Genomic DNA, 14,713 nt, shown 5'->3' on the forward strand with positions numbered 1-14,713 from the left:
CGAATGATGGAAGCGCTCTATATCTTCATGCTCGCCGCCTTCACCGGTTATGAGGTGATCGCCCGTGTGCCGGTCATCCTGCACACCCCCCTGATGTCGGGTTCCAACTTCGTGCACGGCGTCGTGCTCGTCGGTGCCATGGTCGTGCTCGGCCATGCCGATCCGGAAGATCCGCTGCAACTCGCCATCGGCTTCATCGCCGTGGTGCTGGGTGCTGCGAATGCGGCCGGCGGCTATGTCGTGACCGAGCGCATGCTCGCCATGTTCACCAAGAAGAACTGAGGGAGCCGACAACGTGACTGCAAAACTCCTGGTCGACGCATCCTATTTCGTCGTTGCCGTACTGTTCATCCTTGGCCTGAAGGCCATGGCCTCGCCGGTCACCGCGCGCAAGGGCATCGTGTGGGCGGGCATCGGCATGGTAGTGGCCACCCTGGTCACCTTCTTCACGCCCGGCATGCAGAACTTCGGGCTCATCATCCTCGCCATCGCCATCGGCGGCATCGCGGCCTGGTGGTCGGGCAAGGTGGTGAAGATGACCGACATGCCGCAGATGGTCGCCATCTACAACGGCATGGGCGGCGGTGCCGCCGCAGCGATCGCCGCGCTCGAATTTGCGCGCGGCGGCGTGCATGGCGTGGTGTTCACGACGCTTGCCACGCTCGGCGCGTTGATCGGCGCCGTGTCGTTCTCGGGTTCCTGCGTGGCGTTCGCCAAGCTGCAGGGTCTGATGAACAAGGCCTGGCGACTGCCGGCGCAGAACGCCGTCAACATCGTGCTGGCCCTGGTCACCATTCTGGTGGGCGTCGGCATCGTGGTCAGCGGTGACCCGACGCCGACCCAGATCATCACGTTCTTCGTGCTGTCGCTGGTGCTGGGCGTCATCATCACGCTGCCGATCGGTGGCGCCGACATGCCGGTGGTCATTTCGCTGTTCAATGCCTTCACCGGTCTGGCCGTGGGCTTCGAAGGCTATGTGCTGGGCATTCCGGCGCTGATCATCGCGGGCATCGTGGTGGGGGCAGCCGGTACGCTGCTGACGCAGCTGATGGCCAAGGCGATGAATCGCCCGATCACCAACATCCTGTTCTCGCCGATCACCGGCGAAGCGCAGGCCGGCTCGGGCCCGACCGGCACGATGAAGGAATGCTCGGCGATGGACGCCGCGTCGATGATGCGCTATGCGCAGAAGGTCATCATCGTGCCTGGCTACGGCATGGCGGTGGCCGGCGCGCAGCACAAGGTGTATGAAATGACCAAGCTGCTGGAAGAGGCGGGTGTCGAGGTCAAGTTCGCCATCCATCCGGTGGCCGGTCGCATGCCGGGTCACATGAACGTGCTGCTGGCCGAAGCGGGCGTGCCCTACGAGCAGATCTTCGACCTGGAAGAAATCAACGGAGAGTTCTCGCAGGCCGACGTGGCGCTCGTCATCGGCGCCAACGACGTCGTGAATCCGGTGGCCCGCACCGACAAGTCGAGTCCGATCTACGGCATGCCCATCCTGAACGCAGACAAGGCGCAGAACGTCATCGTGATCAAGCGCGGCAAGGGTGCCGGCTATTCCGGCATCGAGAACGCGCTGTTCTTCGAAGAGAACTGCCGCCTGTGCTACGGCTCGGCGCAGGGTGTCGTGTCGGAAATGATCGGCCACGTGAAGTCGCTCAGCTGATCGGTCCGCACCCCATGTAACCGCGTGTCCGCGCAAGCGGCACGCGGTTTTTTGTGCACCGGTTGATGTAAGCGTGTGGGCCCCTGCGGCCGTTGTGGACTACGCGGCTGGCGTCGGTCCTGACCCGGAAGCCGACCTTGAACACCCGCGAGTTGTCACCCGAACGGATAAGCGCTATACGCATGTTGGCCGGCGGTGCGGGGCGTTTTGCTTCGCGTCGCCTGCAGCGGTGTTCCGTGCAACGCGACAGGCCTTCCAATCGCGTTGTTTTCGTTACGTCTCCACACTTCAGACCAACCTGGAAGGGACAGTTCATGTCGAAAAAGGATGCCGAAAGTGCATCGCCGCCCGACCCGACAGAGAACCGGATACTGGCGTCGCTGCCCGACAAGGATCTCGCTCGCCTGCTGCCCGATCTTGAACTCGTCGACATGCCGATCGGCTGGACCCTGTCGGAGTCCGGCGATCACGTGAATTTCCTGCATTTCCCGGTTTCCGGCATCGTGTCGCTGCTCTATTCGCTGGAGGACGGTTCCTCCAGCGAAACCGCGCTGGTTGGCAAGGAGGGCATGGTCGGCATTTCGATCTTCATGGGTGGCGAAAGCATGCCGACCAGCACCGAAGTGCAGAGCGCCGGGCAGGCCTACCGTCTGAGCCGCAAGGTGATGCAGAACGAGTTCGGGCTGGGCGGTCATCTGCAGGCCCTGTCACTGCTGTTCACGCAGGCGATGATCTGCCAGACGGCGCAGAACGCGGTGTGCAACCAGCACCATGAACTGGCCCAGCAGATGTGCCGGTGGCTGCTGATGAGCATCGACCGGCTGGACGGCTGCAAACTGCCCGTCACACAGGAGCGGGTCGCCAAGCTGCTCGGTGTGCGGCGCGAGAGCGTGACGCAAACGCTCGGGTTGTTGGAGAAGGAAGGCCTGATCGCGCGCTCGCGCGGCCTCATCACCGTCATCAAGCGCTCGAAGATGGAAAAGCGTGTGTGCGAGTGCTATGGCGTCGTGAAGGAAGAGTATGACCGGCTGTTGCCGGCGCGCAAGCGCAGGAACTGAAACCGCGTCCCGGTCCGGTCGATCTCCGCCATGCGCATGCCCTACACCCTGTTGCCCGACGACATCGAATTCACCGCCATTCGTGCCCAGGGTGCTGGCGGGCAGAACGTCAACAAGGTGTCGAGCGCAGCGCATCTGCGTTTCGACATCGGCGCCTCGTCACTGCCGGACGAGTTGAAGGTGCGACTGCTTGCGCTCGGAGACCAGCGCATCAGCAAGGATGGCGTCGTGGTGATCAAGGCGCAGACCTTCCGCAGCCTGGAAAAAAACCGTGCGGAGGCACTGCACCGGCTGGACGAACTGATCGCCGCAGCCGCCCATGTCGCGAAAACCCGCCGTCCGACGCGACCCGGTCGCGCCGCGGTCGAGCGCCGACTGGCCGGCAAGACGCACCGTTCGGCAATCAAGGCCAGTCGCCGCGGCGGTGGCGAATGAGCGGTCGCGCGCCGGCTGAGAGCGCGACCTAGTCAAGCGTTTGCCGCGAGCACCGCCCGACGCGCAGCGACAGCGGCCAGCTCACCGTCCGCGTCTGCGCCGGGTCGCCCCAGGCTGCGAGCAGCGGGACCGACAGCCGTTCGACCGGGTCGAAGCCGTTCGCGGCCATGAAGCGTGCGGTGGCCGACCAGCTGCGCAGGTAGCCGAGCAGGTGCGTCGGCGTCCACTGCGCAGACAGCGCGAAGTCCGGCGCAGGCAGCGGGGGGAACGGGAAGGGCAGATCGCGATATCCCGTTTCGACATGATGGCGTTCGGCCGGCCACCAGGGGCCGACCTCATCGCGATAGAAGTGCTGCACGAGACGGTCCACCGCGTCGCCTTCGTCGCCGACGTGCAGTACGCCGTAACACCACGCCGCGATCACGCCGCCCGGTTTCAGCACGCGCCGCGCTTCAGGGTAGAAGCGGTCAAGATCGAACCAGTGCAGCGCCTGGGCGACGACGACCAGATCGACCGATGCATCGTCCAGCCCCGACGCCTCGGCCGGTGCGACCCGGTAGTCGATGCGCGCGCTCGGGGTCGCTTCGGCGATCTGCGCGGCGCTGGCGTCGGTCGCGATGACCTGTGCGAACACGCGGCTCAGATCGACGGCTGCCTGGCCGGTACCGGTGCCGCAGTCCCACACGCAGTCGCGCGCAGCGCACCGACTGGCCAGCCAGTCGAACAGTTCCGGCGGATAGGTCGGGCGGCTGCTCGCATAGTGGCTGGCGAGCGGGGAGAAGTGATCGGCGAAGGCTTTGGTCACGGCTTGATCATGACCTGGCGGGTCCGCCGCCGATGTCGAGGCACAGATACTTGATGTCGAGATAGTCCTCGATGCCGTGTTTCGACCCTTCGCGCCCGAAGCCGGACTGCTTGATACCACCGAACGGGGCGACTTCGTTCGATATGCGTCCGGTGTTCAGGCCGACCATGCCGAAGTCCAGTGCTTCGGCGACGCGCCAGCCGCGGCCGATATCGCGTGTATACAGATAGGCGGCGAGTCCGGATTCGGTGTCGTTGGCCAGCGCGATGGCTTGCGCTTCGGAATCGAAGCGGAATACCGGCGCCACCGGGCCGAATACTTCTTCGCGGGCGATGCGCATCGCCGGTGTCGCATCGGCCAGCACGGTCGGTTCGAAGAAGGTGCCGCCGAGCGCATGGCGGTGTCCGCCGCACAGCACCCGGGCACCTTTCGCCTTCGCATCGGCGATCAGCGCCTCGACCTTTTCGAGGCCTGCCATGTTGATCAGCGGCCCCTGTTCGACACCCGGATCGGCGCCATCGCCGATGACCAGCCGCGCCGACGCGTCGGCCAGGCCGGCGACGAAGGCTTCATGCACGCCGGACTGCACGATGAAGCGGTTGGCGCACACGCAGGTCTGGCCGCTGTTGCGGTACTTGGCCGCCAGCGCGCCCTGAACTGCGGCATCGACATCGGCGTCGTCGAACACGATGAAGGGTGCGTTGCCGCCCAGTTCGAGCGACAGCCGCTTCAGGGTCGGTGCGCACTGCGCCATCAGCCGCCGGCCGACCGCCGTAGAGCCGGTGAAGGACAGCTTGCGCACCGCCGGATCGGCGCACAGCGTATCGCCGATGTGTGCCGGATCACCGGTGATCACGTTGAGCACGCCCGGTGGCACGCCGGCGTGCATGGCCAGGTCAGCCAGCGCGAACGCCGTCAGCGGCGTCAGTTCCGACGGCTTCACGACGACCGTGCAGCCGGCCGCCAGCGCCGGCGCAACCTTGCGCGTGATCATCGCCAGCGGAAAATTCCACGGCGTGATGGCGGCGCACACGCCGACCGGCTGGCGCAGCGTCAGCAGCCGGGTGTCGGACGCCGGCGACGGAATGGTGTCGCCATAGACGCGCTTGCCTTCTTCGGCAAACCACTCGACGAAGGACGCACCATACTTGACCTCGCCGCGCGCCTCGGTGAGCGGCTTGCCGCCCTCGGCCGTGATCAGTGCCGCGAGATCCTTCTCGTGCAACAGAATCAGTGCACACCAGTCGCGCAGCACCCCGGCGCGGGCTGCCGCGGTCAGTGCGCGCCAGCCGGGCAGGGCGCGTGCTGCCGCGTCGATCGCCCGGGCGGTTTCCGCAGCGCCACAGCGGGGCACGTCGGCCAGCCATTCGCCGGTCGCCGGATTGCGTACGGTGAGCGTGGCGCCGTCGTTGGCAGCGATCCATTGGCCGTCGATGAAATTGGCGCTGCGCAACAGGGCGGATACAGGATTCAAGATACAAGACTCGATTCAGGTGTGGCGATGACAGGCGCTGCTGCAGGCGCTTTCAGCTTGAATCCTGCAGCGTGCCCCCGATTCCAGCCGCACAGACTGGCCGCGGCGCGCGAAGTCGATCCGCAACTGAAGGTGCGCGGGCATTCCCCGTACTGCCCGTATTGCGCGACGACTGTCGGTGATTTTTACATCTTCGCGACAGCGGGAACACCGCCGGTGTGTCGACCCGTGCGGCACTGGTCCTTCATTTACATTTGAAAAGTGCTGTTGAATCAGATTGCTGAGTGCAGTATTCATTCTTCGACGCAGCAAGCGAGCGCACGATCTACCGCGTCTGTGAGACGCGAGCACTGATTTTGCTTGAAATCCGGCAACGTGCGACATGGCCGACATTCCGAGGAGACACGACATGAGTGCATCAAGAGGCATGAATCCAATCCACCTGATGGTAGCCATCGGCGCACTTCTTGTTTCTGCGGCGTCACCGGCCAGAACGCTTTCATTCGATAACGTTGCGACATCGACGGCGTGGACCTACTCTTGGTCGAGCGCGGAACGCTACGCCATCGTGCTTGAAAGACGGGCGGTTGATTCGCCGCCCTGCGGCGCCTCGAGCGACTGGTGCTGGGAAGAGGTCTATCCGGATCAGTGGGAACAGTCATCGTCTTCGCTCGCCAACGTGGTCGTCCAGGACAGCGTCTCCGGCTCGCCCTTGCTGAGGGTTGATACGGCGTGGGCATCGGCCCGGGCGAATACGAGTCTCGGTTCGAACAAGGCCTATGCGATTGCCCGCGACAGTTCGGAATTCGCCTTCGAACTGCTCGACCACGGTGGTAACGTGACCTACGCGAGCACCGGATCATCCTGGTCGCGAGCGCGCGCGGAAAGCTCGTACAACGAGCCGTTCGTCGCATCCGGATCGGGTGAGGCGACATTTCAGTTCGCAGTTGAACGGCACGCTGTGGCGTGGGGCCCGGATGGATTGATCAGCTTCAGTGACCCGGTCAAATCCTTCACCTACTACAGATCGCTTTTCGGGGACGCCAACGCCGAGGGCGCGCTGGACGTGCTGCTGTACAGGCTGGATGGCGCCGCGCCGCTTCTGGTCAGCCAGGAGACTTTCGACATCGGTGTCGACAGCGGGGTCGAAAACTTTTCGTTCGCTGCGCAGCTCGAGGACGGACTGCAGTACGCGTTCATCGTGTCGCTAAGTGCTTTCGCGATCTGGGACGGCGCAATGGATCTTTACGGCACCGCGACGCTGACCGGCATCCAGGTGCAGGCAGGCCAGTCGCTCGCCTTCAGTTCCGGCAGCCAGTACAGCGTGACCGCGGTACCCGAACCGGAAACGTGGACCCTGCTGATTGCGGGCCTCGTGCTGTGCGCCGGTCTTGCAAGGCGTCATCGCCAGACGAAGGATTAAAGGTTAAAGATTCAAGACTGAAGTGGGTGGCTGCCACGACAGGAAGGGCCTTACCCACTTTCAACTTGAATCCTGAACCTTGCATCTGACTTCAACCGAACAACCCGAGCGCCATCAGCAGCGGCAGCGACAGCCAGAACAGCAGCGTACTCCAGCCGATCAGCAGTGCCGACGCGGCGGCATCGATCTTGAAGCGCTCGGCCAGCAGCAGCGAGGTCATGAAGGTCGGGGTGGCGCATTCGACCAGCGAGGCGCGCTGCGCTTCGGTCGGCGCATCGGACCACAGCAGCACGATGGCCCAGATCAGCAGCGGGGCGACCAGCAGCTTGACCGACGCGGCGACCAGCACTTCGGTGCGCGGCACCAGACGGCGCCACGGTATGGTCATGCCGAGTACGAACATGATGACCGGGATGGCCGCCTGACCGATGAAGCGCGCGGCTTCGATCAGCGGCGGATAGGCCAGCCCGCTGTACTGCGCACCCAGTCCGAGCGCGAAGGCCCAGATCGGCGGCATCATCAGCACGGTGCGCAATACGTCCGGGCGCTCGCCGTCGGCGTGCGAACCGAGCCGGGTGGCGATCCATACGCCCAGCGTCCACACGACCGGCATGGTCATGAACATGTCGTTGAAGATGGCGTAGCGCATGGCGCCATCGCCAAAGAAGAATTCCAGCACCGGCGCGCCGACGTTGAAGGTGTTGCCGAACATGCCGCCGAGCATCAGCGAGGCGCGCGTCGTGTCGTGCAGCCCGGCGCCCAGCCGCGTCTTCCACAGCAACACATAGAGCAGCGCGCCATTGGCCAGCGTGCCGATGCCGACCAGCAGCGGCACCGTGAGCAGTTCGAAACTGATCGGCGTGCTGGCCGCGACCGCGAACAGGATGGCCGGATAGAACAGGTAGAGCACCAGCCTGTTCAGCTGCGCGCGCAGCACGCCCGCGTCGTGACCCTCGCCCATGCGGGCCGCCCACCAGCCACCGGCCGCGACCAGCAGCGACAGCGGCAGCATGACCTGCACCATCAGCCCGAGCAGATTGCTGCCCAGCGTCACGTCTGCACCTCGGTCAGATTGCGTCCGCGCGTTTCGGTCACCAGGGCCGCACCGGCCAGACCGATCAGCGCCGCGACGACGAACACCGACATGCCGGTGGCCATGGCTGCGGCGGTCGGTTCGCCCGGTCCGCCGATTTCGCGTTCGATCACCCAGCCGACCAGCGGCTGCTGGATGGCGGCGCCGAGAAAGCAGCCGACATTGACCACGCTGGTGGCCATGCCCGACAGCGCCGGCGGATTCACCTCTTTTGCGCTGGCCCAGCTCAGCGTGAAGGCGGCGGCCGACATGCCGAGCAGCGCGAACAGCGCGTGACTGGCCAGCAGCGTGAGCGGCATGCCCTGGGTCAGCGGCTGCCAGCACAGCAGATAGACGGTGCCGACCACCAGCATGACGCTCTTGCGCCGACGCAGCCGGTCGGACAGCCGTCCGATGAACAGTGCGCCGAAGGCAAAGGCGACCAGCATCAGGGTGGCGTGCTGCGCGGCCAGCGCGCGATCCATGCCCTGGACCTTCATCAGCCAGGGGATGCACCACAGGCCGGCGAACGAAAAGAAGCTGCCGGCGATGCCCAGATTGACGAACAGCCCGGGCCAGGTCGAGCGGTTGCCGGCCACGCGGCGCAGTCCGGCTTTCCAGTCATCGGCCAGCGGCGCATGAGCGGGTTTGCCGGACAATTCGCGCAGCGACGGCAGGCCGGCGTCTTCCGGGCGGTCGCGCACGTGCAGCCAGGTCAGCACCGCCAGCAGCATCGACAGCAGGCCCAGCGCCACGAATACCGAGCGCCACGACACCACGCCGACCAGCAAGGCCAGCGGCGTGGCAGCGACGGCCGCACCGAGGTTGCCGATGAACTGGGTCAGTCCGCTCATGGTGGCGAAGCGGCTTTCCGGAAACCAGGCGGCGTTGATCTTGAGCAGCGCGAGAAACGGGAAGGACACGCCCAGGCCGACGAGCGCACGGCCGACCACCGCCACGATCAGCGAATCCGCCTGCGCGAAGATGATTGCCCCGATGCCGGCGATGACGCCGCCGAAGGCCACGATGCGCCGTGGCCCCAGCGTGTCCATCAGCACGCCGGTCGGGATCTGCATCACCGTGTAGATCCAGAAGTAGCTGGCCGCGAGGATGCCCAGCGAGGCCGGGCCGACCGCAAAGTCGCGCGTCAGCTCGCCGGCAATGGCAGCAGGCGCGGTGCGGTGGAAAAACACCAGCACATAGGAGCAGGCGAGCAGCAGGAAGGCGGTCCAGCGCAGGCGGACCAGCAGGCGGTTCTGTTCGGCGGGAGCCATGGGCCGGATTCTACGTTGCGCCACAACGACGCGGAGGCGCGACGGCCCCTCCGCGTCCGGCCATGACGCTCACCTCAGTTGTACAGATAGTTCGGCAGCCACAGGCCGATGCCGGGGAACAGGTAGAGCAGTATCAGCATGATCACCTGGATGCCCATGAACGGCAGCATGCCGGCGAAGATCTGGTTCAGCGTTACGTGCGACGGCGCCACGCCCTTCAGGTAGAAGGCCGACATCGCCACCGGCGGCGACAGGAACGCGGTCTGCAGGTTGATCGCCACCAGCAGTCCGAAGAACAGCGGATCGATGTTGAAGTGCGCCAGCAGCGGCACGAAGATCGGCATGAAGATGACGATGATTTCGGTCCATTCCAGCGGCCAGCCGAGGATGAAGATGATGCACTGCGCGAGGATCATGAACTGGATCGGTGTCAGATCCATCGACAGCACGAAGTTCTCCACCAGCTCCTGTCCGCCCAGCAGCGCGAACGCGGCCGAGAAGATGGCGCTGCCGACGAACAGCCAGCACACCATGGCCGAGGTCTTGGCGGTCAGGAACACCGATTCCTTGATGACGCCAAAATTCAGCTGGCCGTAGGCGGCCGCCAGCAGCGCGCCGCCGAAGGCGCCGATCGCCGCCGCCTCGGTCGGCGTCGCCAGTCCGAATACGATGGAGCCGAGCACCGCCAGGATGAGCACCGCCAGCGGAAAGAAGGACGACAGCAGCATCTTGAATATTTCCAGCCGCTCGAAGCTGAGGATGGCGTAGAACGCGATCAGCAGCACGGCGCAGATGGCACTGGCGACCCAGAAGCTCGAGGGGGCGGTCGGCGCCGCGGGTGCCTCAACGGCAGCAGGCGCTTCGGCGCCGGGCTCGGCCAGCGAGGGTGAAGGCGTTTCGGCAGCCATCGGCGCCGCACCCGGCGGTTCCGCGAGGCCTGCTTCCTGCGGGGGCTCGCTCAAACCGCCATCGGCCGGCGGCTCCGCCAGCCCGCCATCGCTGTCCGGCTCGGCCAGCGATGAAGACGAATAGCTGCTTTCGAACGATTCGAGCCCGGCCGGCACTTCGTCGATCACCTTGACCGCCGTCATCGAGCCGTGGATGGCGTACAGCGACAGCGCCACTGCGATCAGCGGCAGCAGCGCGAGCCCGAGCTGGCCGAGCAGATTGCCCATCGGCACATCGGCGTTGCGCGGCCCTTTCAGCGCGGCCAGCAGCGAGGGCAGGGCACGCGAACCGTACTGGCGCGCCACTTGCGTTGCCAGTGCCGGCAGCGGAACGTGCCGTTCGGCCTCCGGCAGCGGCGGCGCCCAGTCGGGGCGCAGCTTCGCCATGATGATGACGTAAACAATGTACAGGCCGGCCAGCATCAGCCCGGGGAAGAAGGCGCCGGCATACAGCTTGACCACCGACACGCCGGCCGTCGCCCCATAGACGATGAGCATGACCGACGGCGGAATCAGGATGCCCAGGCAGCCACCGGCCGTAATGACGCCCGCCGACAGACGCACGTCGTAGCCGGCGCGCAGCATGGCCGGCAGCGCCAGCAGACCCATCAGCGTGACCACTGCACCGACGATGCCGGTGGCGGTCGCGAAGATGGCGCAGGTCACCAGCGTGGCGATGGCCAGCGAGCCGGGCAGGCGCGACATCGCCAGATGCAGGCTCTTGAACAGCTTTTCGATCAGGTTGGCGCGCTCGACCAGATAGCCCATGAAAACGAACAGCGGGATCGATATCAGCACGTCGTTGGTCATGACCGAAAACGCGCGCTGCACCATCAGGTCCAGCGTCTGCTGGGTCGCGATACCGGGGTTGTGGGAGCGGTAGGCCAGCCAGGCGAAGATGACGCCCATGCCCATCAGCGTGAAGGCGGTCGGAAAGCCCAGCATGATGGCGACCACGACCAGTGCCAGCATCAGCAGGCCCAGGTGACCGCTCGTCCACTCCCACGGCGCGGGCATCAGGATGGCCGTGGCGGCGATGATGATCGCCATCAGGCCGAAGCCGAAACGCAGTTCCTTCCTCATTTCGTGCTCCCGGCCGGCGCCTGTTCGGGCAGATCGGCGTGCACCATGTGGCGCAGCTTTTCGACGTCGACCTCCTCCACGTCGCGCACGCGCGACGGCCATTCACCCTGGCGGATGCAGATGATGCAGCGCAGGATTTCCACCACGCCCTGCAGCATCAGCGAGGCACCGGCCAGCGGAATGATGGCCTTGAACGGATAGATCGGCGGGCCGTCGGCCGACACCGAAGAATGTTCGTTGATCACCCACGATTCGGACGCGAAGTCCCAGCCGGCCCAGCACAGCGCCAGCACGCCCGGAATGAAGAACACGAAGTACAGGATGAGGTCCAGCGTGGCCTGGGTGCGTGGCTTGAAGAAGCCGTACAGCACGTCGCCACGCACGTGACCGCTCGCTGCCAGCGTGTAGGCGCCGGCCATCATGAACAGTGTGCCGTACAGCATGTAGGTGGCATCGAACACCCAGGCGTGCGGTGAATTCAGCACGTAGCGCGAAAAGACTTCCCAGGTGATGAGCAGCGTGAGCAGCACCACGGTCCACGCAAAGGCGTGTCCGACCAGGGTGTTGAATCGGTCTATGCGCAGCAGCAGTTCTTGCATGGCGGTTCCCTGATCCGGCAGGCACGCGCATCGATGCCTGCAATGAAAAAACCGGCGCCCCGTTCCGCAGCGCCGGTCTGTCACCAACCGAGCGGGCTCAGCCCTTCTTCGAGAAGAAGTGGTCGTAGGCCATGCGGAAATTGACGGTGGTGTCGTTCTGCCATGCAGCGGCGCGCTTCGCGAACGTGCGCTGCGATTCGAGCACCTTGGCGAACAGCGGGTTTTCGGATGCCTTCTTGTCGGTCACCTTGTCCCATGCAGCCAGTTGCGCCTTCAGGATCGGGTCCGGCGTCTTGTAGAACTTCACGCCCTGCTTGTCGCGCATTTCCATGTAGGCCGTGGAGTAGCGGTCGATCGCCTTCCAGGACATTTCGGCCGAAGCAGCCGGAACGGCAGACGCGATGATGGCGCGCAGGTCCGGTGCGAGGGCATCGAGGCGCTTCTTGTTGAACAGGATTTCGAACTGTTCCGACGCCTGGTGGAAGCTCTGCAGCATGCACACCTTGGACACGTCGGGGAAGCCGAGCACCTGATCGCTCGACGCGTTGTTGAACTCGGCTGCGTCGAGCAGGCCGCGGTCCATTGCCGGCACGATTTCGCCGCCGGGCAGGGCATTGACCGACACGCCCATGTCGGTGAACACGTCGATCGACAGGCCGACGGTGCGGAACTTCAGGCCCTTCATGTCTTCCGCCTTCGACACCGGCTTCTTGAACCAGCCGAGCGGCTGGGTCGGCATCGGGCCGTACATGTACGACACGACGTCCATGTTGAGACTCTTGTAGATTTCTTCCAGCAGCGCCTTGCCGCCGCCGAATTCGTGCCACGCCAGCACCATGTTGGCGTCCATGCCGAAAGCCGGACCGGAGCCCCACAGCGCCAGCGCGGAATTCTTGCCGTACCAGTAGGCGATCACGCCGTGGCCGCCATCGAGCGTGCCCTTGTTGACCGCATCCAGCAGGTCGAAGGCCTTCACCACCGAGCCGGCGGGCAGCACATCGATCTTCAGCCGGCCACCCGACATGTCATTGACCCGCTTGGCGTAGTCCTGGGCGAATTCGTGAAAGATGTCTTTCGCCGGCCAGGTGGACTGGAAACGCAGGGAGATCGGCGACTGGGCGACCGAAATGCCCGGAAAGGCCACTGCCGCAGTACCCGCTGCGGTGCCGGCGGCTCTGGCCAGAAAGTTTCTGCGGGCTGCCTGGGGTTTGTTCTGTTCGGACATGTGGTGCTCTCCTCATCGTCGTTGTTGTGACCGCATCGTGCTGTGCGGTGCAATGATCGCCGTGTGCCATACAGATACGACGCGTGACGATGCTAACCCCGCCGTACCGGCCACGACAAGGCGCACTGCAGCGTCGCCGCAGGAGGGCGCACCGTATATTTTCTGCCTTACGGTTTCCTTACTTCACCAGGCCCCAGTTCTGCAGTCGCTGAAAGGCAAATTGCGCCTGCGCGTCCTTGTTGCCGCTGCGGATATAGGCCGCGTAATGCTGACTGGCGTTGCGCTTGTCCTGCATCGTTTCGTAGGCCACACCCTTCAGGAACAGTGTGGACGGGTTGCCCGGCAGGATGCGGTCGTAGGCATTGAACGATGCCAGTGCCTCCTGCGGCCGGTTCAGCGCCAGCCTGGACACGCCGCGCTGGTACAGCGCCTGGCCTTCGCCGGGATAAATTTCTGCCGCGCGCGCGAAGTGACGATCCGCGTCGCCATACTGTTTCTGTGCAATCAGGCACTTGCCCATCAGCACATTGCCGCAGTAGTCGTCCGGCGCCACCTTCAGCGCCTTCGCGAAGTTGCCTTCCGCCTCTTCGATCGATTTCTTCGCCATCAGCGATTCGCCGTCCTGCTGCGCCTTGATGGCGGGCGCGATGCGACGCAGCGACGCCGTGTTGTCCATGTAGCGTTCGCGCGACATCTTCTTGTTGCGCAGCGACCCATAAGTGCCCTGCGCCTCGCGCTCTGCCGTGGCGTAACGCTCGTCGGACATCGGGTGCGACGAGAACATGGTCTGCAGCAGACTGGGCTTGGCCTTGTTCTGGCTGCGCAGCATGTCCATCAGATTCACCATCCCGTCCGGGTTATAGCCGGCCTTGGTCATGTATTCCAGGCCCAGCGCATCGGCCTGGCGCTCGTCGCTGCGCGAGTATCCAGCGAGCAGCGCACTGGCGCCGACCTGGGTCGCGATATTGGCCAGCGGTGCGGCGCCCCGGTAGTCGGACATCGCCACCGCGACATTCACCGCCGTGGCGCCGACCTGGGCCATCATCGTGCGGCCGGCCTGCTTGGCGCTGTGGCGCGCATTGACGTGTCCCGTTTCATGGCCGAGCAGACCGGCCAGTTCGTCTTCGCTGTCCATGTCAAGCATGATGCCGCGCGTGACCGCCATGCTGCCGCCGGGGAAGGTGTAGGCGTTGATGTAATTGGCATTGACGACGCGTGCGTTGTAAGGCACCTCCGGCCGATGCGTGTTCTTCGCCAGCGACAGTTCGAGGTTGTTCACGTAGCGGTTCAGCGCGTTGTCCTGCACCGCACCGTAGTCAGCCGAGAACTGCTTGGGCGAATGCTGGCGGTCGATGCCCAGCTCACTTTCCTCGGACATACCGACGACGACCTGCTTGCCGGTGATCGGGTCGGTCGCACAGCCGGTCAGCTGAGGCAGCGTCACCGCTGCGCCGGCAATGCCGGACAGCCAGAGGAAGTCGCGGCGTGACATTTCGCGGCGGAAGTAGCGGTCATGTGACATGTGGTCGGTCCTTTAGAAGATTCCGGGTGCGGCCTGCGAATACCTCGCCTGCGGGCGCTACTCCGCAGGCGATTTGCAAACTTTGATCAGACGCCGGCGTGCATTTCGAGGCCGGATCGCCTGCAGG

The 14,713-nt window shown here is 64.8% G+C and carries 13 protein-coding genes; 5 read left to right on the forward strand and 8 right to left on the reverse strand.

What is annotated here, in order from left to right; genetic code table 11:
* Positions 1-6 precede the first annotated feature (6 nt).
* From Q8Q80_RS06770 to arfB, 4 genes are all read left to right on the forward strand, one after another.
* Positions 7-282 (forward strand): NAD(P) transhydrogenase subunit alpha, encoded by a 276-nt coding sequence (locus Q8Q80_RS06770; protein WP_069040710.1) that lies wholly within the window; start codon positions 7-9, stop codon positions 280-282.
* Positions 283-295: 13 nt separating this feature from the next.
* Entirely contained in the window at positions 296-1,669 is a 1,374-nt protein-coding gene (locus Q8Q80_RS06775) for an NAD(P)(+) transhydrogenase (Re/Si-specific) subunit beta (RefSeq protein ID WP_305632191.1), read from the forward strand.
* A 314-nt stretch (positions 1,670-1,983) separates the two neighbouring features.
* Complete coding sequence (locus Q8Q80_RS06780; protein WP_305632192.1) at positions 1,984-2,727, forward strand: Crp/Fnr family transcriptional regulator; 744 nt, start codon at positions 1,984-1,986, stop codon at positions 2,725-2,727.
* Between the two features lie 36 nt (positions 2,728-2,763).
* Positions 2,764-3,162 (forward strand): alternative ribosome rescue aminoacyl-tRNA hydrolase ArfB, encoded by a 399-nt coding sequence (gene arfB, locus Q8Q80_RS06785; RefSeq protein WP_305632193.1) that lies wholly within the window; start codon positions 2,764-2,766, stop codon positions 3,160-3,162.
* 28 nt (positions 3,163-3,190) lie between these two features.
* Here arfB and Q8Q80_RS06790 read toward each other — a convergent pair whose 3' ends face one another.
* Together Q8Q80_RS06790 and Q8Q80_RS06795 are read right to left on the reverse strand one after the other, a co-directional pair.
* Positions 3,191-3,967: a class I SAM-dependent methyltransferase gene (locus Q8Q80_RS06790; protein ID WP_305632194.1), complete on the reverse strand. Its 777-nt coding sequence runs from the start codon at positions 3,965-3,967 to the stop codon at positions 3,191-3,193.
* A gap of 7 nt (positions 3,968-3,974) precedes the next feature.
* The gene (locus Q8Q80_RS06795; RefSeq protein WP_371132717.1) at positions 3,975-5,423 is read right to left on the reverse strand and encodes an NAD-dependent succinate-semialdehyde dehydrogenase; all 1,449 of its coding nucleotides are present in this window, start codon (positions 5,421-5,423) and stop codon (positions 3,975-3,977) included.
* 427 nt (positions 5,424-5,850) lie between these two features.
* Between Q8Q80_RS06795 and Q8Q80_RS06800 the strand changes: the two genes are divergently transcribed.
* On the forward strand, positions 5,851-6,864 hold the full coding sequence (locus Q8Q80_RS06800; protein ID WP_305632196.1) for a PEP-CTERM sorting domain-containing protein: 1,014 nt from the start codon (positions 5,851-5,853) through the stop codon (positions 6,862-6,864).
* 91 nt (positions 6,865-6,955) lie between these two features.
* Here Q8Q80_RS06800 and Q8Q80_RS06805 read toward each other — a convergent pair whose 3' ends face one another.
* The 6 genes from Q8Q80_RS06805 to Q8Q80_RS06830 all read right to left on the reverse strand — a co-directional run bounded on the left by Q8Q80_RS06805 (position 6,956) and on the right by Q8Q80_RS06830 (position 14,586).
* Positions 6,956-7,918: an AEC family transporter gene (locus Q8Q80_RS06805; RefSeq protein ID WP_305632197.1), complete on the reverse strand. Its 963-nt coding sequence runs from the start codon at positions 7,916-7,918 to the stop codon at positions 6,956-6,958.
* Positions 7,915-9,210, reverse strand: a complete 1,296-nt coding sequence (locus Q8Q80_RS06810; protein WP_305632198.1) for an MFS transporter — start codon at positions 9,208-9,210, stop codon at positions 7,915-7,917. Before Q8Q80_RS06810 ends, Q8Q80_RS06805 begins: the two co-directional genes overlap by 4 nt.
* Positions 9,211-9,284: 74 nt before the next feature.
* The gene (locus Q8Q80_RS06815) at positions 9,285-11,240 is read right to left on the reverse strand and encodes a TRAP transporter large permease subunit (RefSeq protein ID WP_305632199.1); all 1,956 of its coding nucleotides are present in this window, start codon (positions 11,238-11,240) and stop codon (positions 9,285-9,287) included.
* Positions 11,237-11,839, reverse strand: coding sequence for a TRAP transporter small permease subunit (locus Q8Q80_RS06820; RefSeq protein WP_305632200.1), 603 nt, complete (start codon positions 11,837-11,839; stop codon positions 11,237-11,239). The genes Q8Q80_RS06815 and Q8Q80_RS06820 overlap by 4 nt, the downstream gene beginning before the upstream one ends.
* Positions 11,840-11,936: 97 nt before the next feature.
* Positions 11,937-13,064 carry a TRAP transporter substrate-binding protein gene (locus Q8Q80_RS06825; protein ID WP_305632201.1) on the reverse strand — a complete coding sequence of 376 codons (1,128 nt, stop codon included), beginning with the start codon at positions 13,062-13,064 and terminating at the stop codon, positions 11,937-11,939.
* A gap of 178 nt (positions 13,065-13,242) precedes the next feature.
* A complete protein-coding gene (locus Q8Q80_RS06830) occupies positions 13,243-14,586 on the reverse strand; it encodes a M48 family metalloprotease (RefSeq protein WP_305632202.1) in 1,344 nt (447 codons plus the stop codon).
* Positions 14,587-14,713: the final 127 nt, after the last annotated feature.

It is taken from the genome of Methyloversatilis sp., from assembly GCF_030698125.1.
Lineage (GTDB): Bacteria > Pseudomonadota > Gammaproteobacteria > Burkholderiales > Rhodocyclaceae > Methyloversatilis.

What these genes read in the sequence shown, in the direction of transcription:
- Q8Q80_RS06770 (WP_069040710.1), top strand. Translation starts at nt 7, where the DNA reads ATGGAAGCGCTCTATATCTTCATGCTCGCCGCCTTCACCGGTTATGAG.
- Q8Q80_RS06780 (WP_305632192.1), top strand. Translation starts at nt 1,984, where the DNA reads ATGTCGAAAAAGGATGCCGAAAGTGCATCGCCGCCCGACCCGACAGAG.
- arfB (WP_305632193.1), top strand. Translation starts at nt 2,764, where the DNA reads ATGCCCTACACCCTGTTGCCCGACGACATCGAATTCACCGCCATTCGT.
- Q8Q80_RS06800 (WP_305632196.1), top strand. Translation starts at nt 5,851, where the DNA reads ATGAGTGCATCAAGAGGCATGAATCCAATCCACCTGATGGTAGCCATC.
- Q8Q80_RS06810 (WP_305632198.1), bottom strand. Translation starts at nt 9,210, where the DNA reads ATGGCTCCCGCCGAACAGAACCGCCTGCTGGTCCGCCTGCGCTGGACC.
- Q8Q80_RS06815 (WP_305632199.1), bottom strand. Translation starts at nt 11,240, where the DNA reads ATGAGGAAGGAACTGCGTTTCGGCTTCGGCCTGATGGCGATCATCATC.
- Q8Q80_RS06820 (WP_305632200.1), bottom strand. Translation starts at nt 11,839, where the DNA reads ATGCAAGAACTGCTGCTGCGCATAGACCGATTCAACACCCTGGTCGGA.
- Q8Q80_RS06825 (WP_305632201.1), bottom strand. Translation starts at nt 13,064, where the DNA reads ATGTCCGAACAGAACAAACCCCAGGCAGCCCGCAGAAACTTTCTGGCC.
- Q8Q80_RS06830 (WP_305632202.1), bottom strand. Translation starts at nt 14,586, where the DNA reads ATGTCACATGACCGCTACTTCCGCCGCGAAATGTCACGCCGCGACTTC.